The sequence below is a fragment of the Paraburkholderia sp. BGA-UO-ETr-F12 genome, assembly GCF_059567945.1.
Genome location: NZ_JCAQOZ010000051.1, coordinates 228,664 through 253,031 on the forward strand (window position 1 = coordinate 228,664; position 24,368 = coordinate 253,031).

Consider the following 24,368-nt stretch of genomic DNA (forward strand, 5'->3'; position numbering starts at 1 on the left):
GCAGGCTCGACCCAATGCTCAAATAAAAAGCCGCTCAACAGAGCGGCTTTTTTACGCCATCAGGTCGCGGTATTCAGCGTGCGAGCGAGGTCAAATCCCAGCGCGGCTTCACGGTGAACGCGTAGTCTTTAGCCGATTGATCGGGCCAGCGCTGCAATCGCAATGCGCCGGCCAGCGCGATCATCGCGCCGTTGTCCGTACACAGCGACAGGTCGGGATAGTGCACGAAGAAGTTACGCTTCTTCGCCGCCGCGGAAAGCGCTTCGCGCAGTTGGCGGTTCGCGCCAACACCGCCTGCCACCACGAGTCGATTGAGCTTGGTCCGTTTGAGCGCGGCCAGCGATTTCGCCGCCAGCACTTCCACGGCCGCGTCGACGAAACCGCGCGCCAGATCGGCCTTTGCCTGCTCGCAGATATTCGCGCCGCCGAGCTTCTTGGCGTGCGTGAGGACGGCGGTTTTCAGCCCGCTGAAGCTGAAATCGAGGTCGCCGGAATGTAGCATCGGACGCGGCAGCACGACTGCGCCGGGTGTGCCGAATTCAGCCATTCGCGACACTTCCGGGCCGCCCGGATAGCCGAGACCCAGCAGCTTGGCGGTTTTGTCGAAGGCTTCGCCGGCGGCGTCGTCCAGCGTCTCGCCAAGTGTTTCGTAGACGCCTACGTCCGTCACGCGCATCAATTGCGTATGGCCGCCCGACACCAGCAGCGCGACGAACGGAAACGGCGGCGGCTCGTCCACCAGCAGCGGCGACAGCAAATGCCCTTCGAGGTGGTGGATGCCGATGGTCGGCTTGTCCCAGGCCATGGCCAGCGAATTGGCGACGCTCGCGCCCACCAGCAGCGCGCCCGCGAGGCCAGGCCCCTGCGTATAGGCGATTGCGTCGATGTCGCTGCGTACCGCGCCGGCGCGTTCCATCACCTCTTCGAGCAGCGGCAGCGCGCGCCGGATGTGGTCGCGCGAGGCCAGCTCCGGGACCACGCCGCCATACTCCCGGTGCATCGCAATTTGCGAATGCAGCGCGTGCGCGAGCAGCCCGCGCTCTGTGTCGTAGAGCGCGAGACCGGTTTCGTCGCAGGAGCTTTCGATGCCGAGAACGAGCATGTTGGGTGGGTTTGAGCGGGCGCGCGAGTGAACCAACCCGGCGTCCAAATATGAAAAGGCAAGCCTGAAAGTATAGCAGCGCGGGCGAGGGGCCGCAGACGCGCGGGTACAATGCGGCCCCATGGAATCCTTCGATATCGCAGTGATCGGCGCGGGCGCGGCCGGCATGATGTGCGCGGCCGTGGCCGGGCAACTCGGCCGTCGGGTGGTGCTGATCGACCACTCGCAGCGCCTCGCGGAGAAAATCCGCATTTCCGGCGGCGGCCGGTGCAACTTCACGAATCTGTACGCCGGACCGGCCAATTACCTGTCCGCCAACCCCCATTTCTGCCGCTCGGCGCTGGCGCGCTACACGCCGCGCGACTTCATGGCGCTCCTCAAGCGCCATCACGTGACGTGGCACGAGAAACATAAGGGGCAATTGTTCTGCGATCAGTCGAGCGACGCGGTCATCAACGTACTGAAGAGCGAGTGCGACGCGGGCCGCATTGCGTGGCGCACGCCGCTCGCGGTCGAACAGGTGCGGCATGTCGCCGAAGGGCGCTTCACGCTGGATACCCACTCGGGCCCGATCACGGCCCGCGCGCTCGTGGTGGCGACCGGCGGCCTGTCGATTCCCAAGATCGGCGCCACGGATTTTGCCTACCGCCTCGCCAAGCAATTCGGCCACAAGCTGATCGACACCCGCCCCGCGCTGGTCCCGCTGACCTTCGCACCAGCCGACTGGGAGCCGTTCGCGGCGCTTTCCGGCGTGTCGCTCGAGGTGCAACTGGCGACCGGCAATAAGAAGATCGGCGCCGAATTCAACGAAGACCTGCTGCTCACCCACCGCGGACTGTCGGGTCCGGGCGTTCTGCAGATTTCGAGCTACTGGCAGCCCGGCGAGCCGATTCACATCAATCTGCTGCCCGAGCAGGATGCGACGACCGCATTACTGGAAGCCAAAACCGGTACGAAGCGCCAGATCGCCAATCTGCTCTCGGAATGGGTGCCGCAACGGCTTGCCCACGTCTGGCTCGAAACCCACCAGATTCCTGCCGAAGCGCGTGTGGCGGACCTGCCGGACAAGACCCTGCGCCGCGTCGGTGAGGCCTTGTCGCGCTGGACGCTCACCCCGAATGGCACCGAAGGCTATCGCAAGGCCGAAGTCACGCGCGGCGGGATCGACACGCGCGACCTGTCGTCGGCAACGATGATGAGTGCCCGCACGCCGGGTTTGTACTTCATCGGCGAGGCGGTCGACGTGACCGGCTGGCTCGGCGGCTACAACTTCCAATGGGCGTGGGCCTCCGGCGTGGCGGCCGGCCAGGCGGCCGCGGAGTACGTTCTGGGGGCTTGACGGCGCATTAGCTTTGTGAGAAAGCTCTGCTATACTCCTGAACCTTTACAAAGTTCCGTTATTGAAAAATGACGACCATCCGCGTAAAAGACAACGAGCCCTTTGAAGTTGCCATGCGCCGCTTCAAGCGCACGATGGAAAAAAACGGGTTGCTAACGGAACTACGCGCCCGCGAGTTTTACGAAAAGCCTACGGCTGAGCGCAAGCGCAAGAAGGCGGCTGCGGTTAAGCGTCATTTCAAGCGTCTGCGGGGCCAGATGCTGCCAAAGAAGTTCTACTGATTCTGGCGTTGCCGCGGTTCCTGTCGAACGGAGCGGCGACATCCAACGGTGGCGGCACAGCAGGTGCCGTCGCGGAAAACACGGCCCTTCGGGCCAGCCGGCAGGGTCGCATCCACTACGCAAAATCGCGCCAACCCGCTTGAGGAAGCTGTCCCAAGCGGGCGTTTGTGTTGGATACGGCGTGTCGATGCGGGGCAGGTTGGGGCTAGCCGGCGGGTTTTTAAATTTTCAACGCATTCAGGTGAGTGATGAGTCTCAAGGACCAGATCAACGACGATATGAAAGCAGCCATGCGGGCGCGCGAGACCGAGCGTCTCGGCACGATCCGCTTGCTGCTCGCGGCGGTCAAGCAGCGCGAAGTCGACGAACGCGTCACCCTTGACGACGCGGCGATCACCGCCGTCATCGACAAGATGATCAAGCAGCGCAAAGACTCGATCAGCCAGTTCGAAGCCGCCGGCCGCACGGATCTCGCCGACAAGGAAAAGGCCGAGCTGGCCATCCTGTCCGCCTATATGCCGGCGCAGATGTCCGAAGCGGAGATCGTTGCCGAAGTTCAGGCCGCGGTCGCGCAAACCGGCGCTGCCGGCCCGCAGGACATGGGCAAGGTGATGGGCGTGCTCAAGCCGAAGCTGGCCGGCCGCGCCGACATGACCGCTGTCTCGGCGCAAGTCAAAGCCGCGCTCGCGAAGTAATTCCTGTATTTCCGGTCTGCACGCGCCGTTGTTCGACGGCACGCGCAGCCTTGAGCTTTTTAGGTAGCGTCATTCACTGTGATTCCACCGTCATTCCTGCAGGACCTGCTTAACCGCGTCGATATTGTCGACGTGGTCGGCCGGTACGTGCAGTTGAAAAAGGGCGGCGCGAACTTCATGGGGCTATGTCCGTTTCACAACGAGAAAAGCCCCTCGTTTACGGTTAGTCCGACTAAGCAGTTCTATCACTGCTTCGGTTGCGGCGCGCATGGTACGGCGATCGGTTTCCTGATGGAGCACGTCGGTTCCACCTTCCCGGAGGCGGTCAACGAACTCGCGCAATCGGTCGGCTTGACCGTGCCGAACGAACCGTCGCCGGGCTATGGCGGTGGGGGCGCTGGCGGTTCCGGCGGGTATGCGCCCGGCGCATCCAAGGCCGTCACCACGGCGCTGTCCGATGTCATGCAGACCGCCTGCGACTTCTACCGCAAGCAGTTGCGCAGCGCGCCGAACGCGATCCAGTATCTGAAGAAACGTGGCCTGACCGGCGAGATCGCCGCCCGCTTCGGCCTCGGCTATGCACCGGACGGCTGGCAGAACCTCGAACCCGCGTTCCCCAACTATCGGGACGATTCACTGGTCGAATCGGGTCTTGTAATCGTCAGCGAAAAGTCGGATGCACAAGGCCAGAACCGCCGGTATGACCGCTTTCGCGAGCGGATCATGTTCCCGATACGCAACGTGAAAGGGCAGGTAATCGGCTTTGGCGGGCGCGTGCTGGACGGCGGCGAGCCGAAGTATTTGAATTCGCCCGAAACGCCTCTATTTAACAAAGGCAGCGAGTTGTATGGGCTGTTCGAGGCACGTCTGGCGATTCGTGAACAGGGTTACGTGCTGGTGGTCGAAGGCTATATGGACGTGGTCGCGCTGGCCCAATTGGGGTTCCAGAACGCGGTAGCCACGCTCGGCACGGCCTGCACGCCGATTCATGTGCAGAAACTGATGCGCCAGACCGATACGGTCATTTTCAGTTTCGACGGCGATTCGGCCGGGCGCCGCGCTGCGCGCCGGGCGCTGGATGCCTGCCTGCCGCACGCGGCGGACAACCGGACTATCCGGTTCCTGTTTTTGCCGTCCGAGCACGATCCGGACAGCTATGTGCGCGAATTCGGCACCGCAGCGTTCGCCGAGCAGGTCGAGCGCGCCATGCCGCTGTCGCAGTTCATGCTGAACGAAGTGCTGACCGGCAAGGAGCTGGACCAGCCGGAAGGCCGCGCCCGCGCGCTGTTCGACGCGAAACCGTTGCTCCAGCAACTGCCGGCGAATGCGCTGCGCGCGCAGATTATGCATATGTTCGCCGACCGGCTGGACGTGCCGTTCGAGGAAGTGGCCGCCTTATGCGAGGTCGACGCCCGGATCGCGGCGGCCGCCCGATCGGCGCCGGCCCGCAAAGACCGGCGCAGTGTGACCGGGATCGAAGAAAAGACGCTGCGCAATCTGGTGATGTATCCGCGCACGGTCGCGGTACTCGACGAGGAGGCCGAGCAGGCGCTCCTGAGCGTCACGCGGCATGGCGAACTGTTCGAAGAGGTGACGACGCATGCCCGCGCACTGGGCGATTCGGCGGAGTTTCAGTTGCTGTCCGACCTATTGCGAAACGGCGCAAATGCCCCAACTTTCGAGGAAATCTTTCGCAAAATTCTAGACTATGATGAAAACGTCCGGGATTTGCTGCTGAAGGACCCGGAGGATGCGACCGTCATCGAGGAACGGCGCGAGCAGGAACGGATCGTCGGAGAGGAACTGAAAGCGGCGATTCTGAAGATGCGGTACGACGCTTACTGCGATCGCCTCGAGCAGCTTTCGCGGCAATCCCGGCACACGCCGGAGGAGTTTGCGGAGCTGACGGGGTTGAATCAGAAACGGGCTGAGATGAAGCGCCAGCTGGGGCTGTAAGCGAGGTGGCAGAAGGCCGGGTGGTATAATAAAAGGTTTCTAGCGGTTTGTTTTTTCTTCAATGGTTTTCCTGGCAAAGGCGAAAAGGCGATTGCGATGGCAAAGACACCAGGCGGAAAAAAAGCAACAGGCACGGGCTCGAACGAGTCGACCAGAAAGGTCACTGAGGCCAAGTTAGCTTCTTCCCCTAAAAAAACGTCTGCCGCAAGCGTCACACCTGCTGCCGGGAAGAAATCCTCGACCAGTTCCGCTGCGCGCGCGGAACCGGTCAGGGCGGCGAAAGCTGTACCACTACCGGCCGCAAAACGGCCGGGTGTCAGAAGCGCAAGGGAAGCGCCTGCCGCGCAGGACGATGCGGTAGAGCGCGAAATTCCAGTATCCACGGTTCAACCGGCTGTTGTCCAACAGCCGCGAGTCGAGACTACAGCCGGTACGACGAACTCCATGACGAAAAAGCTGAACGAAACACCCGTCGATGACGACGCAACCCAAAGCGAAGAAACTCCTGCGGCCGTTCCCGGCAAGGTGGAGAAGGTCAAGGCTCGCGATCGTCGCGCAAAGGAAAAAGCACTGCTGAAAGACGCGTTCGCGTCATCGCAGCCGGGCACCGTCGAGGAACTCGAAGAGCGCCGCTCCAAACTGCGCGCGCTGATCAAGCTCGGCAAGGAGCGCGGCTTCCTCACGTACGCGGAAATCAACGACCACCTGCCGGACAACTTCACCGAGACCGAGGCGATCGAAGGCATCATCAGCACGTTTAACGACATGGGCGTGGCCGTGTATGAGCAGGCGCCGGATGCTGAAACGCTGCTGTTGAACGACAACGCGCCCGCCGCTTCGTCAGACGACGAAGTGGAAGAGGAAGCGGAAGTCGCGCTCTCCACGGTCGACTCCGAATTCGGCCGTACAACGGACCCGGTCCGCATGTACATGCGCGAAATGGGTACGGTCGAGCTGCTCACGCGCGAAGGCGAAATCGAAATCGCCAAGCGGATCGAAGACGGTCTCAAGCACATGGTGATGGCGATCTCCGCGTGCCCGACCACCATCGCCGACATTCTGGCGATGGCTGAGCGCGTCGCGAACGAGGAAATCCGCATCGACGAACTGGTCGACGGCCTGATCGACGCCAACGCGGAAGATGCGGACGGCTTCTCGGTGCAGGAAGCGGAAGCGATCGAGAACGAAGACGAGGAAGAAGAGGAAGAAGAGTCGGACGACGAGGAAGAAGACGACGGCGCGGCGCAAGCCACCGCCAACGCGGCGCAAATGGAAGCGCTCAAGCGTGCGTCCCTCGAGAAGTTCGCTCTCATCAGCGAATGGTTCGACAAGATGCGTCGCGCGTTCGAGAAGGAAGGCTACAAGTCCAAGTCGTATCTGAAGGCTCAGGAAACGATCCAGAACGAACTGATGACGATCCGCTTTACCGCGCGCACCGTCGAGCGTCTGTGCGACACCTTGCGTGCGCAGGTAGATGAAGTGCGTCAGGTCGAGCGTCAGATTCTGCATACGGTGGTCGACAAGTGCGGCATGCCGCGTGCGGAATTCATCGCGCGTTTCCCGGGCAGCGAAACGGATCTTGAATGGGCTGACAAGATCGTCGGCGAAGGTCACGCGTATAGCGCGATCCTTACGCGTAACATTCCGGCCATTCGCGAACAGCAGCAACGTCTGCTCGATTTGCAGGCGCGTGTCGTGCTGCCGCTGAAGGACCTGAAGGAAACCAACCGTCAGATGGCGGCGGGTGAGCTTAAGGCGCGTCAGGCGAAGCGCGAAATGACCGAGGCGAACTTGCGTCTCGTGATCTCGATCGCGAAGAAGTACACGAACCGTGGTTTGCAGTTCCTCGACCTGATTCAGGAGGGCAACATTGGCCTGATGAAGGCGGTGGACAAGTTCGAATATCGTCGCGGCTACAAGTTCTCCACGTATGCAACGTGGTGGATCCGTCAGGCCATTACGCGTTCGATCGCTGACCAGGCGCGCACGATCCGGATTCCGGTTCACATGATCGAAACGATCAACAAGATGAATCGCATCTCGCGTCAGATCTTGCAGGAAACCGGTCTCGAGCCGGATCCGGCAACGCTGGCTGAAAAGATGGAAATGCCGGAAGACAAGATCCGCAAGATCATGAAGATCGCGAAGGAACCGATCTCCATGGAAACGCCGATCGGCGACGACGACGATTCGCATCTGGGCGACTTCATCGAAGATACGAACACGGTCGCACCGGCCGACGCCGCGTTGCATGCCAGCATGCGCGATGTCGTGAAAGATGTGCTCGACTCGCTGACGCCGCGTGAAGCCAAGGTGTTGCGCATGCGTTTCGGTATTGAGATGAGCACCGATCACACGCTCGAAGAAGTCGGTAAGCAGTTCGACGTGACGCGTGAACGGATCCGTCAGATCGAGGCGAAGGCCCTGCGCAAATTGCGTCACCCGAGCCGCTCGGACAAGCTGAAGTCGTTCCTCGAAGGGAATTGATCGAAGTTGGGGGGAGGTAGGAAATTCAGGGGCTTCCGGGTTGTTTCGCGAGAGCGAAGCGGTCACGGAAGCCCCTTTTTCGTGTAGTATGTCGGCCAATCGGAATGGGCCCGGCCTTCATGACCGGGTCTTTTTCTTTGGTTGCGTCTGGTAGTCGTCGGATACAGTAAAATCGTCGGTTCTCAGGGCCTCTAGCTCATGCTTGGTTAGAGCAGCGGACTTAGCAAAGGCTCACCTAAACCGGGCAGCACGGCATGGTGAGTCATGAATGGGTTGCCTTGGGGTAAGTTAGCTCTGCCCCTTGGTAGAACTGCTCAAATTCGGGGAACCCTCTGTTGCCTTGGCAGCGTGGAAATCCCGAGCGAAGCTCTCTTGTAGAGAACGTGTAGAGACTGAACGGGCAGGTCGTAAAGACAAGAGACAGTCCAGACCACAAACCCGAAAGGGGCGGTGAAAACCGTAGCTGGTAAGCATAATCCGTTGGTGCCGTGTTCGACTCACGGGAGGCCCACCAAATACCTGAAAGCCACTCTTCATGAGTGGCTTTTTCTTTTGGCGCGCTCAGCCTGCTTCGGCTTTCGCTGCTGCTGACGCGAAAGAAATTAATTAGGATTCCATCTTGCAGCTCATCCGCAGTCGGTCGCAGAACCGATTGCCGAGGTGCTGTGAGCGCGTTTGCGTTTTACGTAAGTGTCGGGTTTGCCCGGACTCGCTACGACTCACCCGGGTTGTGAAGGAGAGTTCCGGGGATTAGGGAAACTCCGTGTAAAAAATAGTCCCGGCGACGCCGTTAATTGAATACGGAAGGCTGTTCGATATATGCCGTCCGCTTTCAGCACGGGCCTCTGTCACGCGGCGGTCGGCGCCGCAACTCACCTCCGGGCAACGCCCGTGCTGAAGGCTTTACCTCGGCGCGCTTGCCGCCTCTTTGTCGCCCGCTTTGCAGCCCACTTCGTCAAGCCCGGGACGATCGCCTTTTTTGCAGCTCGCCTTAGGCTCGGCTTAATCACGGCTATTCGACGGCCGTTCCCAAGCGTATTCTGGGTTGCTAAATCGGCGACCGTATTAAATCAATTAAGTTCCCGCTTTTCTAAAATAAATTTATATCGAGCGGAATTGAACCTGTTGCAAATGCCTGATTTTCAGGCAATCAGCCATCTTTCGCTTTTGCAACGTTCCGACCCGATTACGTCGGGCATATTAAACGCTGTTGCATACACACAACTTTAATATTGATATGTTGCGAGCAAATTCTGTCCACAGCAGGCGCGGCGCGGCTCGTATTTTGCGATAAACGTATGAAAAATAAAGACTTAGTGGTCGCGTTGATCGGATTGTTGCCGATTCCGAAAAATCCTGTTGCGTAAATTGCGGACGTCCCTACTAGGGTCTCCCCCTACACTCACGCTTCGTTTAAAGGGTGCCCGGCTGATCCGAAACGGTTCGGCCAACAGGGCGGCAGCGACTGATGTATGCGCTGCTGAGGCTGGTCCCGCTCCCCGCGTAAATTTATCGAACTGGAGTCCCACGCATGAAAAAGAGTCTCATCGTTGTTGCGGTTGCCGCATCGTTCGCATCCGTCGCTCACGCACAAAGCAGCGTGACCCTGTATGGTCTGCTGGACGCAGGTCTGACGTACACCAGCAACGTCGCGCCCGCCAATGGCGTCGGCCACGGCAACGCAAAGTGGGCAGCAGGCAGCGGCGGCATCAACCAAAGCATGTTCGGTCTGCGTGGTTCGGAAGATCTGGGCGGCGGTCTGAAGGCAATCTTCACGTTGGAAAGCGGCTTCAACATCAACAACGGCAAGTTCGCTAACAACAACGGCATGTTCAACCGTCAAGCGTTTGTCGGTCTGTCGAGCGCGCAATTCGGTACGGTCACGCTGGGTCGTCAATACGACGCAGCACAAGACTACCTGGCACCGCTGACCGCAACGGGCAGCTGGGGCGGTACGTACTTCGCTCACCCGTTCAACAACGACAACCTGAGCACGAACGGCGGCTACGCAGTTAACAACTCGATCAAGTACTCGAGCGCTAACTACGCAGGCTTCACGTTCGGCGGCACGTACGGCTTCTCGAACCAGGCTGGCGCATTCGCAAACAACCGCGAATACAGCGTTGGCGCTGCATACCAGTGGCAAGGCCTGCGTTTGGGCGCTGCTTACGCACAGCAGAACAACCCGGGTGCAACGAACGCAGCAGGCACGGCAAGCAACGGCGGTGCTTCGGACGGTTCGATCCTGGGCCTGACCGGCAACTTCCGTCAGCGCGAATTCGGCGCAGCTGCTTCGTACTCGTTCGGCCCGGCAACGGTCGGTGCTGCATGGACGCAGTCGCGTATCGACAACGTCGCTGGCGCGCAACAATCGCTGCGCGCTAACAACTACGAAGTGAACGGCAAGTACAACCTGACCCCGGCTCTGGGCCTGGGCGTTGCTTACACGTTCACGGACGGCAAGGGCTACGGCGTTACTGCAGACGGCGGTTCGGCATCGGTGCGCTACCACCAGATCGGCCTGCAAGCTGACTACTCGCTGTCGCGTCGTACGGACGTCTACGCTCAAGCCGTGTACCAACACGCAATGGGCGACGGCGGTGTCGCTTCGATCTACAGCGGCGACAACACGCAACTGCCTTCGTCCTCGAAGAACCAGACGGCTGCTACGGTCGGTCTGCGTCACCGCTTCTAAGCTTCAGCAGAAGCTGGTTGTTGTAAAAAAGGTGCCGTTCGCGGCACCTTTTTTTATGGGCGCGCCATTTGCATGCATGGTCGGCGCCCGGCGCGATTGCCGGATGCCGTTGTGTGTCCTGCTGGATCTTGCCGCACCGTGCGGTACCCGGGAAACCGTGCGGACCTGGCGCGTATTCAACCAGCGCGACCAGCGTATTGCGCTTTCTGACAATTGCGCACACGAGCCTGACAATAATTGACTTTCTTGAGGGAGTGCTTGGGGTAGTCTGAAAAATGATCAATTAATAGACACCATTTTCGCGGCGGCGCTGGCATTTGCGCTGCGGGTGCGCGTTCTTACTGCATGGATACTCCCCCTTCAAACCTGCCGGCCCGCTCACCGGCCGTTCAGGATCTCACCGACGAGCAATGGCATCGCATCGTGCCGCTCCTGCCTGAAATGAAAGACCTCGGGCCTCGGCGTGGCCGTCCCAGCATCGACATCCGTTGCGTGGTGAATAGCGTGCTGTGGGTGTTGCGCACGGGCAAGCCGTGGCACGCGATGCCCGACCGATATGCGCCGTATCAGACCGCGCATCGCTACTATCTGCGCTGGAAGAATTCAGGTGTGCTGTCGAACATCGCGTTTGCGCTATTCGACGATGATGCGATGCTGGCGCGCCCGGTCACGCGCCGGAGCGACCCGCGCGCTGCGTAGCAGTGTCTACGCGGGTACCGTCTGCAAAATAGAAAAAGCCGTTATCCGCCTGGTGGGTAACGGCTTTTTTATCGGCAGCATTGACGAGCTATGCCGTGCGACTACATCGCAAGCCGCTCAATCACGCCTGCTGTTCGACCTTGAACACAGCAACCGCATTTCGCAGACGTTCGGTCTGCTCATCGAGCGAACCCGCCGCGGCCGCCGCTTGCTCGACTAGCGCGGCATTGCGCTGCGTGACGTCGTCCATCTGACGGATCGCGAGATTGACTTCACCGATACCCGAGCTTTGCGCTTTCGAGGCCGCCGAAATCTCATTCATGATCGCGGTGACGCGGCGCACGGCGTCGACGACTTCACCGATCGTGCTGCCGGCCTTGCCTGCCAGCGTCGAACCCTCTCCGACCTGCGCGACGGACTGATGGATCAGCACCTTGATCTCCTTGGCCGCGGTGGCGCTGCGCTGGGCGAGATTGCGCACTTCGCCCGCGACGACCGCGAAGCCACGGCCTTCTTCGCCGGCGCGCGCCGCTTCCACCGCGGCGTTTAGCGCCAGGATGTTGGTCTGGAACGCGATGCCTTCGATCACGCTGATGATCTCGCCGATCTTGCGCGAGCTATCGGTGATGCCGGCCATTTTCTCGACCACGTCGTTGACGACCTGGCCGCCGCGCGCGGCGATATTCGATGCATCCGTCGCGAGTTCCGACGCGGTTGCTGCATTGTCGGCGTTCTGCGTGACGGTCTTGGTGAGCTCGTCCATGCTTGCGGCGGTTTGCTGTAACGAAGCCGCCTGTTCTTCGGTGCGGCTCGACAGATCCAGATTGCCCGCGGCGATTTCCTTCGAGGCGACCGTGATCGTCTCGGCGGAGGTCTTGATCCGCGCGATGGTGGCAGCCAGTTGATTGCGCATCTCGCGCAGCGAGAACAGCAGGCTCGACGCATCGTCATGGCGCAGGTCGATGTGCGTGGCGAGATCGCCGCGTGCGATCTGCATGGCAAGCGCTGCCGCCATGGAAGGTTCTCCGCCGATCGAACGCGACACGTTGCGCACCACGCGCGACGCCACGAACGACACCACCACGCCGAGCAACACCAGCATGCCGGCCGACCGCGCGAGCGTGGCGTAGAACTGCGCCTGGATGTCGTCCATATAGGCGCCGGCGATAAAATCCCAGTTCCACGGGGTGAAACGCTTCACATAGCCGATCTTTTCGCTCGGCGCCGTTTCACCGGGTTTCGGCCACCAGTAGCGCAGATAGCCTGCGCCGCCCGGCGAGCCGCCTGCCTGCGCGATGTCGTGGTACAGCGCGTTGCCTTTGGCGTCGCGAAAGCCGCTCATATCCTTGCCATTCAGCTTTGGACTCATGGGATGAGCGACCATGACCGAATCGCTGCGCACGATCGTCACGTAACCCGAGGTGCCATAACGCTGTGCATTGATGCGGGCGATGGCCTGCTGTTTGGCTTCTTCGACCGGGAGCTTGCCCGCGTCGGCGAGCTTCGCGTAGTCAGCGACGATCGATACCGCCATGTCCGTGACGTCGGCCAGGTCCGCACGCCGTGCATCCATCTGGGCGTTGCGCGCATCGAGCGCGTTCACGACGGTAACGATCAGGAGCGCCGCCCAGCAAAGCAGTATCGGCACCCACAGTTTCTGTTTCAGTGTCAGACGGTTCATTGTCGGTTTTGACTATGCGTTGAACTCGGAATAGGGAGAGTCTGCAATCTGCGTTGCATAGTCGGCATAACGGCCATTGCTACGGATTCTTTATTGCGGGATCCGAAATTGCGCCATGGAACGCGAGCGTCCGCTCCGATGCGGCCGATGAAAAGCGGGGAAACACCGGGGAAAAGCGGGGAAAGTGAAGTTAAACCCGCGGAAAATGCGAGGAAATCAAGGGCCGGCGCTCGCGCGTGTCCGGACCTAGATCTGTTCCTGACCAAACGCCCCCAGGCGCTCAAGATCAAGCACGTCGATCTGGTTGTACGAGAGGCGCACAATCTGCAGCTTTTCGAGGTTTTGCAGTGCCTGGTTGATCCGTTGCCGCGATACGCCGGCCAGCAGGCCGAGCTCTTCCTGTGAAATGGCGAGCGTGCGCCCGGTGTCGGGATAGAGATCGGGATTGAACAGTTGTGCGAGCGACTGGGCGACACGTGCATCGACGTCGAGTAGACGGCTATTCTGGATCGTCGCGATGAATTCGCCCATGCGGTTGTTCAACTGCCGGATCACGAAGCCCGTAAACGGCAGGCTCGATTCCAGCAGCGCATGGAATGTCTCCGACGGCACGAACATCACGAGCGACGCCTGGATGGTGGCCACGTCGTACTTGCGCAATTCGCGCTTGATCACGCTGCCTTCGCCGAACCAGCCGCCGGGCGGCACGCCGGAGAGCGTGCAACTGCGTCCCGAGGCGTTGTAGATGGCGAGTTTGATGAGGCCGGAATAGACCCCGATCCAGTAGTCCGACGGCTCCTGACGGCGCGCGATCCAGGCGCCTCCCTCGAGGCGCTCCGCGTAGGCGCTGGCAAGAACCATGGCCTGATGCTCGGCGGCGAGCGCCCGGAACCAGGCGCAGGTGCCGAATAATTGCGGCAGGTCGGCGCGCGGGACCCGTTCAGGCCGATGCGAGGGCACGTCTGCGAGAGCGGGGAACGGGGCGTCATCCATGGGCGGCTAGCGGGGCGTAAGCGGGTGAAACCGGTTGGGTAGAGCCAGGGCGCGCCACTCTGTCATTTGAATGACAGACAGTTCACCATGACAGTTGTTAGGCTAGTCCGCGAATCCATCAAGCACAAAAATTGACGGCGCGGCCAGCGTCTCAGGAGACAAAGCGATGAAGCACATGTTTGAAGACGGCCTCCAGCGGCGCGAGGCCAATTATGTCCCGCTCACGCCCATCGATTTCATCGTGCGCGCAGCGGAAGTCTACGGTGAGCGGCTGGCGGTCGTCCATGGGGAGATTCGCCGAAAGTGGCGCGAAACTTACCAGCGTACGCGGCGCCTCGCCAGCGCGTTGCGGCAGGCCGGTATCGAACGCGGCGACACGGTTGCCGCTTTGCTGCCGAATATTCCTCCGATGATAGAAGCGCATTTCGGCGTGCCGATGGCCGGGGCCGTGCTCAATACGCTGAATACGCGGCTCGACGTGTCGTCGCTATTGTTCATGCTGCGCCATGGCGAGGCGAAGGCGCTGATCGTCGATACGGAGTACAGCGAATTCGCGCACCGCGCGGCGCTGGAGTTTCCGGAGTTGCGTGTGATCAGCGTGGCCGATGCGATGCCCGCCGACGCGGACAAGTTCATCCGCGCAACCGACTATGAAGCGTTCCTGCAAAGCGGCGACCCGGAGTTCGCATGGACCCTGCCCGCTGACGAATGGGACGCGATCGCGCTTAACTACACTTCGGGCACGACCGGCGACCCGAAGGGCGTGGTCTACCACCATCGCGGTGCTTATCTGAACGCGCTCAGCAATATCCTCGAATGGGATATGCCCAAGCATGCGGTTTATCTATGGACCTTGCCGCTCTTTCACTGCAACGGCTGGTGTTTTCCGTGGACTGTCGCCGCGCGTGCCGGTGTCAACGTCTGTCTACGCAAATTCGACGCAAAAACGGTGTTCGAACTGATTCGCCGCGAAGGCATCACGCATTATTGCGGCGCGCCGATCGTGCAAAGCGCGCTTGCGAATGCGCCCGCCGAATGGCGTGAAGGCATCGCGCATCGCGTATCGACGATGGTGGCCGGCGCGGCGCCCGCGCCGGCGGTGATCGCCAAGATGAAGGAAATCGGTTTCGATCTGACCCACGTGTACGGACTTACCGAGACCTACGGCCCGGCCGCGGTTTGTGCGAAACAGGAGGAATGGGAAACGCTCGACGACAACGCGCGTGCCGAAATGAACGCGCGTCAAGGCGTGCGCTACCACTTGCAGGCAGCCGTCACGGTGCTCGACCCGGATACACTCGCGCCCGTGCCCGACGACGGCGAAACGCTCGGTGAGATCATGTTCCGCGGCAACATCTGCATGAAGGGATATCTGAAGAACGAGCGCGCCACGGAGGCGGCCTTCCGCGGCGGCTGGTTTCACACCGGGGATCTCGGCGTGCGGATGCCTGACGGCTATATCCGCATCCGCGATCGCAGCAAGGACATCATCATTTCCGGCGGCGAGAACATCTCGAGCATCGAGGTCGAAGACACGCTGTACCGTCACCCTGCGGTCTCCGTTGCCGCCGTGGTGGCGATGGCCGATCCGAAGTGGGGCGAGGTACCCTGCGCCTTCGTCGAACTCAAGGAGGGTGCTCAGGTGAGCGCAGAAGAGATCATCGCGCACTGCCGGCTGTTTCTTGCGGGATACAAGTTGCCCAAAGCGGTGCGCTTCGGCGAATTGCCGAAGACGTCGACGGGAAAAATTCAGAAGTTCGAACTGCGTGCGCGGATCAAGGCGGAACAAACCGAATAGATCGCGCACGCTGGTCTGGTCTAGCGCGCCGAATGGCGCGCTAAGTATTGTGGAACGATGCAAGCGCGGGGTCCCGCGCGCATCGGGTTCGACAAGCGCTTAACCGCGCGTGTCGACCCAGCGGCGTGCCCAGCGTGCCGAGTGCTGCAGTGCCTGTTCTTCGTTCGGGAAGTAATCGAGCGAATAGAACTGGTAGCGCCCTTCGGTACGCGCGCTGTCAGCGCGTTCGAGCAACAGGTTGGATGAAAAGCTACCGTCGGGCAAACGATGCGCCGAGGGTTTGACGGCATAGCCGTTGTAATGATGAATATGTTTGTTTTGCATTTTATATTTTAATAATGTTCGAGTGCGCGCCTGCCGTGCGAGCCGTTGTACGGGTCACGCGGACGAGCCGATTCGAGCCATTGCGAGCCGAATCCAAACGCAGTCGGAAAGCTAAAAAGGGCGTTGAAGCCAGAGGGGAGAATGAGGTGCAACGAGGCGTTTGGCGCTTAGGCTAGCTGCTCGACACACATGCAGCTAAAAGCGATCGCGCCAACTGTGGGAGACAAATCTCCGCGAGGATGTCGCTGCAGCCCGATGTCCGTTGCCGGACACCGAGCCCTTCAAACTTACAGCGGCTTGATGTTAGCCGCTTGCAGACCCTTCGGGCCTTGCTTCGTTTCGAAGCTCACCTTCTGATTCTCAGCCAGCGTCTTGAAGCCGTCGCCGCTGATTTCGGAGAAGTGCGCGAACAGGTCGTCGCCGCCCTTGTCCGGGGTGATGAAGCCAAAGCCTTTGCTGTCGTTGAACCACTTAACGGTACCGGTATCCATGAGGAATCCTTGAGTAAAAATAGAAAAATTTGCTCTGTTGAGGAGCGCGTGAAGCATCAAGGAGGGAGAGGACAACGAATACCGCTGAGGAGCGAGACATTGATGAACAGCAATCGAACTTCTTGAACTTCGGACGTCACAGTAACCGCCGGGCATGCCCGGCGTCAACACTTATCTTGTAACTGTTTTGTTATGAACGTGGCTTGCCTGTGTACGGCTTGGGACGATGCGGCCCCGTTACCGGCTTGCCAGGTCGTACGGACACGGCAAGCCATTCGAGCAGCCTTTCCGTTTCAGATACCCACTTTGTGCGCTGTCAGGATCAGGCGTAATCCCAGTGCGGCGACTGCGCTCGCGGCGACGCGATCGATCCAGGCCTTCCACCGCAAATACATTTCGCGCGGCCGCTTGCTCGAGAAGCACAGCGCGACCACGGTGTACCAGCCGGCCTCAATGGCGAAGATCGCGGGGGGCAACGCGAAGTAGCACCACAGCGGCGGATGTTGCGGAAGCAGGGCCGCGAAGATACTGCCGTAATAGACCGCCGTTTTCGGATTGCTGAGTTGTGTGCTCAAACCAATCCAGAATGATTTGCGCGCATTGGTGTTGGCGCCTTGCGCGGTATCGAATGCGAGCGGTTTGGCGGCGCCGCGCCAGATCTTCGACGCAAGGTAGATCAGATAAAGGCCGCCGGCCACTTTCAAGCCGACATATAGCCACTCTACGGTCGCGAGCAAGGTGTACAGACCGAGCAACGCGATCGCGCTGAAGAAGACGCCGCCGATGCCCATGCCCACCGCTGTCGCGAGGCCGTCGCTGCGCGAGAGACCGATTGAATTGCGGGCAACGATGACAAAGCTCGGTCCAGGGCTCATGGCGCCGAGCAGCAGCGCGGCGAGGATGGTGGCGATGGCGGTCGAGGCGGGCATTTTTATGACTCTCCTGAGATGCGGCAATGTGAGGCCGTCGGATCAATGAAACATAGCATGGGAGAGTGGGATTTTGTTCTTTGGCCAGTGTGAATAGAACTCGTAGGAATTCGCACAGGCCTGTGCGAGGCGTAATAGGAAATCACAAAAAAACCGCTTGTTGCAGGCAAGCAATCAGATACTGCAAGCAGCGGAAATTGGATGCTAGAATCACTTCCCATACGCTAAAGCAGCCTTGGAACACCAAGGCCGACCGGGCGCGATTCGAGCCGCTTGCCAACGAGTTTCTCTAAATCCAGCATTTATTGGGCATGATTCCAGATGCGAATTGTCACGCATCGGGAGAGGCGTCTTGAGTTCGCTTTGCACCCAACCCATCTGATTTACGCATAGGCTTCGCGTTGTTTAGCGAAGTCTTTTGTTTTTCGAACGCGCGCACTATCAGCCGCGAAACCGGTACGTTATGAAAGAGCGAGAAGAACAACGGCTGTTCGACCTCGACGGGAATGCGCGTGAGCGCCTGATCGTGTGGATCCGCCGCCGCATGGACGAATACGGCATAACAATGGAAGCGCTTGCCGAAGCGATTGAGGCCGACAAAGCGGCAGTCCGCGCGGTGATGTATCGCGACGCCTTCGGTAATACTTGGGATGGTCATGGCGATAAACCGGACTGGCTCGCGCGCGCGATCTACGCCGGACAGAACATCGACCATTTCCGCTGCTGAGCGCAAAAAAAAGCCCGCGCGGGGCGGGCTGAACTACTCGGAGTTTCGCGATCCAGTCGCTAGACGGATCATCCTCAGTGTATGTGAAAGCTATATGAAAGTATAGAAAATTCACATCACAGGTCGAAAAACACCGTTTCCTTGTCACCCTGCATATGGATGTCGAACCGGTACACGTTGGCGGCATTCGGTTCGCGCCGTGCGATCAAGGTGCCGCGTCGGTCCGCCGGAACTGCTGTCAGCACGGCATCCCGTTCGTTAGCCTCGGCTTCGTCTTCGAAATAGATACGAGTGAAAGTGTGCAGCAGCATGCCGCGCATCGTCACGACCACGTTCAGATGCGGCGCTTCGTCCGGGCTTGCGCGGCCCGGTTTCACCGTTTCGACGACAAAGCGTTTCTGCGGATCGGTACCCGTGCCGACGCGGGCAAAACCACGGAAGCCCGTTTTCAGCGTTTCCTCGCGTGATTCCGGGTAGTGGCCTTGCGCGTCCACCTGTGAGATTTCCAGCATTGCATCGCCGATCACCTGGCCGTCGCCGTCGAACACCTGGCCGACTATCGTGATGTGCTCGCCGGCCGCTTCGCGGTCGGCCAGAACTGGCGTGAACAGGCTCTTGAAATCGAAATCGTATTGCTGCGGGCACAGACCGTAGGCGAAGTACGGTCCAACCGTTTGCGAAGGCGTTTGCTTGAGAGTCGTCATGGCTTAGCGCTCCATCGGAGTTTCGTTGCGGCCACGCAGCACGATGTCGAAGTCGTAACCGAGCGCATAGGCCTCTTGCGTCGTATCGAGCGAGAAGTTTGCAATCAGGCGCTCGCGGGCGTGCTCAGGCGTGCCCTGGAAAATCGGGTCGAAAGCCAGCAGCGGGTCGCCGGGGAAATACATCTGCGTGACGAGGCGTGAGCCGAAATAGTCGCCGAACAGCGAGAAGTGAATATGGTTGGGACGCCACGCGTTCGGGTGATTGCCCCAGGGGTAAGCGCCCGGTTTGATCGTCAGAAAGCGGTAGCGGCCTTCCTTGTCGGTAATGCAGCGGCCGGCGCCGAGGAAGTTCGGATCGAGCGGCGCGTCGTGCTGATCGTTCTTGTGCACATAACGGCCGGCCGCATTGGCCTGCCAGATTTCAACCAGCGTATTGCGCACCGGCCGGCCGCCTTCGTCGAGCACGCGGCCCGTCACGATGATGCGCTCGCCAAGCGGTTCGCCATTACGCACCGCGTTGCGCGTCAGGTCGTGATCGAGCGCGCCGAGGTCTTCGGTGCCGTAGACCGGCACGCGCTGGTCGCGCAGCTTTTCTTTGAGCGGAATCAGCGGACGCGTCGGGCCGCGTTTGACCGAGGAACCGTAGCCGGGATAAACGTAGGCGGGGTGGGACGCGAAGTCGCGCTTGGTGAGAAAGGACTCGTCCATCAGTGTCTCCTTCGGGGAATTGTGGGATACAGCGTATGGAGCGACTTTATCCAACCTGTGCGGTTATGCAAAATGACGTTTTCGCCCTTTTCGTATAACCTCTCGTTATGCAACGCAGCCTCGCGGATAGCCGCGTCAAATTCCGTCATCTCCAGTGCTTTCTGGCCGTCGCGCAGTTCGGCGGCGTGCAGCGGGCCGCTGCGAGCCTGTCCATTACGCAGCCCGCAGTCTCCAAGACGGTGGCCGAACTCGAGACGATTCTCGGCGTAAAGCTGTTCGAGCGCGGCCGCCACGGCGCCGTGCCGACGCGCGAGGGGCAGCTTTTCATGCCGCATGCGAGCGCGTGTGTCAGTGCGTTGCGGCAGGGCGTCGATTTATTGGCACGAGCGGAAGGCGCGGCCGCTGCCACGGTGGAAATCGGCATTTTGCCGACCGTGGCGGCCGCGCTGATACCACCGGCGTTGAAGCGATTCGCCGCGCTTTGGCCCCGTGTGATCGTGCGTCTCGCCACCGGCGCCAACCCCGAGTTACTCGAACGCCTGAAGGCCGGCACGATCGAATTCGCCATCGGGCGCCTGGCGGACCCGGAAAGAATGGTCGGGCTCAGTTTCGAGCAGCTTTTCAGCGAGCCGTTGATTGCCGTGGTGCGCGCCGGGCATCCGTTGGCGCTCGTGGCAGGTTTGCCGGCCACGTCGCTGGAGGATTTTCCAGTGGTGCTGCCGCCGTTCGGCACCTTGATCCGGCAATCTGCTGAGAGCCTTTTGAGCGCGTGGGGCGTGCCGCCGTTGTCGGGGTTTGTCGATGTGCTGTCGGTGTCCACCGGGCGCGCTTTGACGCTTGAGAACGACGCGGTGTGGTTCGTGCCGCTGAGCGCGGTCGAATATGAACTAGGGCACGGGATGCTGGTGCGTTTGCCTCTGCCGTTCGCGGGCACCGGCGAGCCGGTGGGGTTGATCCGGCGCTCGGATACGCAGCCTTCGCCGGTGGGCCGGGCGCTTATCGATGCCGTGCGTGACGTCGCGCAGCAGCGTATGGCGGCCGCCGCCGTCGGCGAACCTGGAGCCAAACGCGCGTCGAGGTCCAAGTCCAAGTCCGGGTCCGGGCGTGGCCGCGGCGAGACGCCAAAGGTCTGACGCACACCGCGCAGGAGCCGCGAGAAACGCAGGAGATGCACGTTGGCATCACGCTGCGGCCCGATTCGTCGCGTGTGAACCATTTAGTACAAAATGAAGGTTGCGAACCTCCTGCTACCCGGTGTACAAACACGGTGCAAAAGCCGCCGTGCGCTGTATTGCTGCGGTACACCGCGCAAGCGGTGTCACACTGTGCATAGACGACAGCTTGCACCAGAGCACAGAAACACCACAAATACCCGGAACGCTGTACGAAAAACCGTACAAGGAGATTGCCATGCCCAGCGACTTGCCCACTCCAGACGCCGCGCTACGCGCCGTGTCGGCGCCTGAGCACAATCCGCTCGGCACCGCCGGCCTCGAATTCGTGGAGTTCGCTTCGCGCGAGCCGAAAGCACTCGGCGAGACCTTCACGAAACTCGGCTTCAAGGCGATTGCGCGCCATATCAGCAAGGACGTCACGCTGTATCGCCAGGGCGAGATGCATTTCCTGATCAACGCCGAGCCGGATTCATTTGCCGAGCGTTACGCCGAGGAGTACGGCGCAGGCATCTGCGCAATCGGCATTCGCGTGGCCAATGCGCAGCGCGCCTTCGACCGCGCGATCGAACTCGGCGCATGGGCGTTCGAAGGTGAACGGATCGGCACGGGCGAGCTGTTGATCCCGGCGATCCAGGGCATCGGCGATTCACACATCTATTTCGTCGACCGTTGGCGCGGCCGTGGCGGCCAGCGCGGTGGCCTGGGCGATATCTCGATCTTCGATATCGACTTCCGTCCGATCGAGATCGATACCGCAGAAGCCGATCTGAATCACGCGGGCACCGGCCTCGTCGCGGTCGATCATCTGACGCAAACGGTCGGCGAGGGCCGGATGCAGGAGTGGCTCGATTTTTATCGCGACCTGCTCAATTTCCGCGAGATTCACGAGCTGCACGCGAATTGGCATGTGGCGGCGGAGTCGCGCGTCATGGTCTCACCGTGCGGCGCGATCCGCGTGCCCTTGTATGAAGAAGGCACCCGCCGCACGAATCTGATGCACGAATATCTGCCGGATCATCCGGGCGAAGGCGTGCAGCACATCGCGCTCGCCACTGACGATATCTTTGCGTGCGTCGAGCAACTGCTCGCGAACGGTGTCGAATTCGTCGAGCCGCCGCCGCGCTATTACGAGCAACTCGATGCGCGTCTGCCAGGCCATGGGCTCGATGTCGAGCGGCTTAGGCGTACGCATGTTCTGGTGGATGGCGAGATCGGCGCCGACGACGTGCCGTTGCTGTTCTTTCAGACTTTTGTACGGCGCGGTGCTGGAGAGATTTTCTTTGAGATCGTGCAGCGGCAAGGGCACCACGGTTTTGGCGAGGGCAATTTGAGCGCATTGGCGCAGGCGCGCGAGCAAGCCGGGGCGTAGCATTCGCCCCCGCCGCATAGCGCTGAATCAACCGGTATCGGGATTGCCTGCCAGTTCAGGATTCCCCGCGCTGTATGCGGCCGCTTCCCGCAGCAGCCATTCGCGAAAGTTCGTGAGCGGCTTGCCGTGGCTCAACTCGGTTGGATAGACGAGGTAATACGCCGAGTCGGCGACCGCGGGCGCGTCGAGTGGGATCACGAGTCCCAACTGCCCGAGTTGTGTATCGACGAAAAAGCGTGGCACGAGCGCGATGCCGAGACCGGCCGCGGCGGCACTGATCAGCATGGTGTGAAGTTCGTAGCGCACCCCTTGCATCGTCCGGTTATCGTCGACGCCGAGACCGGCGAACCACGATGCCCAGCCGTCCGGCCGGGTGGTGGAATGCAGCAGCGGGTAGTCCAGCAGATCGGCCGCCGTTTCAACCGGCCGCGTCAGCAAACTCGCCGCACAGACCGGCACAACTTCTTCACTGAACAGAAATTCCGCCGACGTGCCGGGCCATGTCGGTTTGCCGTAGTGAATCGCCGCTTCGAAATGCGTCTCGGCGAACGGGAAGGTGCCGGTGCGCACGCCCATATTGACCCGCACATCCGGATGCTGCGCGTTGAACGCCGCCAGTCGCGGAATCAGCCATTGCGAGGCGAAAGTGGGCAGCACCGCCAGTTCCAGATACCCGCCGCCGCTGCCATGCGCAATGATCGACAGCGTGTCCCGGTCCAGTTGTTCCAGTGAGCGCCGCACCTGCGCGCTATAGACCTTGCCCGCCTTGGTCAGGACCACGCGCTGTTTGACGCGCACGAACAGCCGCACGCCGAGATTGCTCTCCAGCGTATTGATCTGCCGGGACACCGCGCTTTCGGTCAGGAAGAGTTCGCGTGCCGCATGCGTGAAGCTCTCATGCCGCGCGGCGGCTTCGAAAGCGAGCAGCGCGCCCATGTTGGGGATCTTGAACTTTCGCATGTTGATTCCAAAAACGCATCAAGTAGCGATTTTATCTCGCTTTACCGCAGCGCCGCGGATTTGAATAATCTCGCATCCAACGATGCCGCGTTTGCGTCCTGAAGCCGTGCCGACCGAGCGTTTTCAGGCACGCGAAAGCGTTTCACCGCACCTTGCCCGGAACCGATATGCGAAACATCAAGAATGCGAATGTCGAACAACTGCTGCTGAAACTGCTCGGCGCCGAGAAAACCGCGAGGCTGTTCGCCACGTTGAATCATCCGCGGATTCTCAATGAATGGGAGGACGGCACTGTCACACGCGCCGAGATGGCGCAGGCGATGAACATGGCGCTGTTTGAGGACCTGCTGGGGCGCTCGGCGAATGGCCGCCAGTACACTGAGGAAACGATTGCCGCCGGCGGCAGCGTCTACTTCGACCACGGCGCATTGCGCACCGTACGCTGGGCCGGAAGTGGCGCGTTGCCGCCTGGCGAGGCGGCTTTCGCACGCATCCTGCGGCCGCTTGGTTTCAGCATCAATGGCCGCTACCCGCTCGACCGTCTCGGTATGACGGGCCGTGCCTGGGCGCATGACGACGCGCCCGATGAAATCGCGCAGTTCTTCGTCAGCGAATTGCATCCCGAGCGATTTTCGACGGCATTCCAGCAGGCCGTGACGAACGTGATCGGCACTTCGCGCGATCCGTTGACGCCGCAAGCGGCCGGCCAGTTGTGGGAGCTCGAACGCGAAGGCGTGCTGCCGCTGGAGGCGGCCCATGCGCTGCTGCCGGTGATCGTCGGCGCGTTCGCCCGTCAGCATGAGATGCCACGCGAAGCCGATTACGCAGTATTGTTGAACGAGTCGGCGGAAATGGCGTGGATCGCGACCGAAGGCAACGCTTTCAATCACGCTACCGATCGCGTCGCGGACGTGTTCAAGCTGTCCGATGAGGAGAAGGCGAAGGGGCGGCCGATGAAGCCGGAAGTCGAGCGTTCGCGCTCGGGCCGCGTGTTTCAGACCGCGTACCGCGCGGATGTCGTGCGGCGCGAATTCCGTGCGGCCGACGGCAGCATCGTGACGCGCGAGGTGCCGGGCTCGTTCTACGAGTTCATCACGCGCAAACGGACTTTCGACCAGGACGCGCGCCGCTGGGAAACGGACCTGCGTTTCGACGCGGGCAACGCGCAGGGCATCTTCAAGATGACCGCGAGCCGGGCTACGTGATGCGCAGTTTGGATCATGGCGCGGGCGTTGGACACGAGACGTGAGGGACG

At 60.9% G+C, this 24,368-nt stretch carries 22 protein-coding genes; 13 read left to right on the plus strand and 9 right to left on the minus strand.

Features of this window, described 5'->3' with window-relative positions:
- Positions 1–73: 73 nt before the first annotated feature.
- Entirely contained in the window at positions 74–1,102 is a 1,029-nt protein-coding gene (tsaD, locus tag AC57B6_RS23065) for a tRNA (adenosine(37)-N6)-threonylcarbamoyltransferase complex transferase subunit TsaD (RefSeq protein WP_153142495.1), read from the minus strand.
- 121 nt (positions 1,103–1,223) lie between these two features.
- Here tsaD and AC57B6_RS23070 point away from each other — a divergent pair, with 121 nt between their 5' ends.
- The 8 genes from AC57B6_RS23070 to AC57B6_RS23105 all read left to right on the plus strand — a co-directional run bounded on the left by AC57B6_RS23070 (position 1,224) and on the right by AC57B6_RS23105 (position 11,254).
- Positions 1,224–2,441 carry a BaiN/RdsA family NAD(P)/FAD-dependent oxidoreductase gene (locus tag AC57B6_RS23070; RefSeq protein WP_496422167.1) on the plus strand — a complete coding sequence of 406 codons (1,218 nt, stop codon included), beginning with the start codon at positions 1,224–1,226 and terminating at the stop codon, positions 2,439–2,441.
- A gap of 68 nt (positions 2,442–2,509) precedes the next feature.
- Positions 2,510–2,722, plus strand: coding sequence for a 30S ribosomal protein S21 (gene rpsU, locus AC57B6_RS23075; protein WP_028196180.1), 213 nt, complete (start codon positions 2,510–2,512; stop codon positions 2,720–2,722).
- A 248-nt stretch (positions 2,723–2,970) separates the two neighbouring features.
- Complete coding sequence (locus AC57B6_RS23080) at positions 2,971–3,417, plus strand: GatB/YqeY domain-containing protein (protein WP_028196181.1); 447 nt, start codon at positions 2,971–2,973, stop codon at positions 3,415–3,417.
- A gap of 78 nt (positions 3,418–3,495) precedes the next feature.
- Positions 3,496–5,373 (plus strand): DNA primase, encoded by a 1,878-nt coding sequence (gene dnaG, locus AC57B6_RS23085; RefSeq protein WP_028196182.1) that lies wholly within the window; start codon positions 3,496–3,498, stop codon positions 5,371–5,373.
- 96 nt (positions 5,374–5,469) lie between these two features.
- A complete protein-coding gene (gene rpoD / locus AC57B6_RS23090) occupies positions 5,470–7,860 on the plus strand; it encodes an RNA polymerase sigma factor RpoD (protein WP_081833035.1) in 2,391 nt (796 codons plus the stop codon).
- 819 nt (positions 7,861–8,679) lie between these two features.
- A complete protein-coding gene (locus AC57B6_RS23095; RefSeq protein ID WP_216751792.1) occupies positions 8,680–9,090 on the plus strand; it encodes a hypothetical protein in 411 nt (136 codons plus the stop codon).
- 301 nt (positions 9,091–9,391) lie between these two features.
- On the plus strand, positions 9,392–10,555 hold the full coding sequence (locus tag AC57B6_RS23100; protein WP_025495862.1) for a porin: 1,164 nt from the start codon (positions 9,392–9,394) through the stop codon (positions 10,553–10,555).
- A 345-nt stretch (positions 10,556–10,900) separates the two neighbouring features.
- Positions 10,901–11,254 (plus strand): transposase, encoded by a 354-nt coding sequence (locus AC57B6_RS23105; RefSeq protein WP_025495861.1) that lies wholly within the window; start codon positions 10,901–10,903, stop codon positions 11,252–11,254.
- A gap of 121 nt (positions 11,255–11,375) precedes the next feature.
- Here the strand turns inward: AC57B6_RS23105 and AC57B6_RS23110 are convergent, their stop codons facing one another.
- Positions 11,376–12,935 carry a methyl-accepting chemotaxis protein gene (locus AC57B6_RS23110; RefSeq protein WP_028196183.1) on the minus strand — a complete coding sequence of 520 codons (1,560 nt, stop codon included), beginning with the start codon at positions 12,933–12,935 and terminating at the stop codon, positions 11,376–11,378.
- Positions 12,936–13,181: 246 nt separating this feature from the next.
- The gene (locus AC57B6_RS23115; RefSeq protein WP_028196184.1) at positions 13,182–13,928 is read right to left on the minus strand and encodes a Crp/Fnr family transcriptional regulator; all 747 of its coding nucleotides are present in this window, start codon (positions 13,926–13,928) and stop codon (positions 13,182–13,184) included.
- Positions 13,929–14,094: 166 nt separating this feature from the next.
- Here AC57B6_RS23115 and AC57B6_RS23120 point away from each other — a divergent pair, with 166 nt between their 5' ends.
- Positions 14,095–15,726: an acyl-CoA synthetase gene (locus AC57B6_RS23120; protein ID WP_496422168.1), complete on the plus strand. Its 1,632-nt coding sequence runs from the start codon at positions 14,095–14,097 to the stop codon at positions 15,724–15,726.
- A gap of 99 nt (positions 15,727–15,825) precedes the next feature.
- Here the strand turns inward: AC57B6_RS23120 and AC57B6_RS23125 are convergent, their stop codons facing one another.
- The 3 genes from AC57B6_RS23125 to AC57B6_RS23135 form a co-directional block, all read right to left on the minus strand.
- Positions 15,826–16,050, minus strand: a complete 225-nt coding sequence (locus AC57B6_RS23125; RefSeq protein ID WP_025495857.1) for a hypothetical protein — start codon at positions 16,048–16,050, stop codon at positions 15,826–15,828.
- 287 nt (positions 16,051–16,337) lie between these two features.
- Entirely contained in the window at positions 16,338–16,541 is a 204-nt protein-coding gene (locus AC57B6_RS23130; RefSeq protein WP_012428559.1) for a cold-shock protein, read from the minus strand.
- 293 nt (positions 16,542–16,834) lie between these two features.
- On the minus strand, positions 16,835–17,470 hold the full coding sequence (locus AC57B6_RS23135; RefSeq protein ID WP_496422169.1) for a LysE family translocator: 636 nt from the start codon (positions 17,468–17,470) through the stop codon (positions 16,835–16,837).
- A 463-nt stretch (positions 17,471–17,933) separates the two neighbouring features.
- On the opposite strand from AC57B6_RS23135, the gene AC57B6_RS23140 reads away from it, so the two are divergent.
- Positions 17,934–18,197 carry an H-NS family nucleoid-associated regulatory protein gene (locus AC57B6_RS23140; protein ID WP_025495855.1) on the plus strand — a complete coding sequence of 88 codons (264 nt, stop codon included), beginning with the start codon at positions 17,934–17,936 and terminating at the stop codon, positions 18,195–18,197.
- A gap of 116 nt (positions 18,198–18,313) precedes the next feature.
- Here the strand turns inward: AC57B6_RS23140 and pcaG are convergent, their stop codons facing one another.
- Positions 18,314–18,901, minus strand: a complete 588-nt coding sequence (gene pcaG / locus AC57B6_RS23145; RefSeq protein WP_030102162.1) for a protocatechuate 3,4-dioxygenase subunit alpha — start codon at positions 18,899–18,901, stop codon at positions 18,314–18,316.
- 3 nt (positions 18,902–18,904) lie between these two features.
- Positions 18,905–19,609, minus strand: a complete 705-nt coding sequence (pcaH, locus tag AC57B6_RS23150; protein ID WP_028196187.1) for a protocatechuate 3,4-dioxygenase subunit beta — start codon at positions 19,607–19,609, stop codon at positions 18,905–18,907.
- Between the two features lie 107 nt (positions 19,610–19,716).
- Here pcaH and pcaQ point away from each other — a divergent pair, with 107 nt between their 5' ends.
- Both pcaQ and AC57B6_RS23160 read left to right on the plus strand, forming a co-directional pair.
- Entirely contained in the window at positions 19,717–20,742 is a 1,026-nt protein-coding gene (gene pcaQ / locus AC57B6_RS23155; protein WP_496422170.1) for a pca operon transcription factor PcaQ, read from the plus strand.
- A 277-nt stretch (positions 20,743–21,019) separates the two neighbouring features.
- Positions 21,020–22,153 carry a 4-hydroxyphenylpyruvate dioxygenase family protein gene (locus tag AC57B6_RS23160; protein ID WP_025495851.1) on the plus strand — a complete coding sequence of 378 codons (1,134 nt, stop codon included), beginning with the start codon at positions 21,020–21,022 and terminating at the stop codon, positions 22,151–22,153.
- 27 nt (positions 22,154–22,180) lie between these two features.
- Here the strand turns inward: AC57B6_RS23160 and AC57B6_RS23165 are convergent, their stop codons facing one another.
- Positions 22,181–23,113: a LysR substrate-binding domain-containing protein gene (locus AC57B6_RS23165; protein ID WP_496422171.1), complete on the minus strand. Its 933-nt coding sequence runs from the start codon at positions 23,111–23,113 to the stop codon at positions 22,181–22,183.
- A 167-nt stretch (positions 23,114–23,280) separates the two neighbouring features.
- Here AC57B6_RS23165 and AC57B6_RS23170 point away from each other — a divergent pair, with 167 nt between their 5' ends.
- Positions 23,281–24,318, plus strand: coding sequence for a DUF1338 domain-containing protein (locus AC57B6_RS23170; RefSeq protein ID WP_496422172.1), 1,038 nt, complete (start codon positions 23,281–23,283; stop codon positions 24,316–24,318).
- Positions 24,319–24,368: the final 50 nt, after the last annotated feature.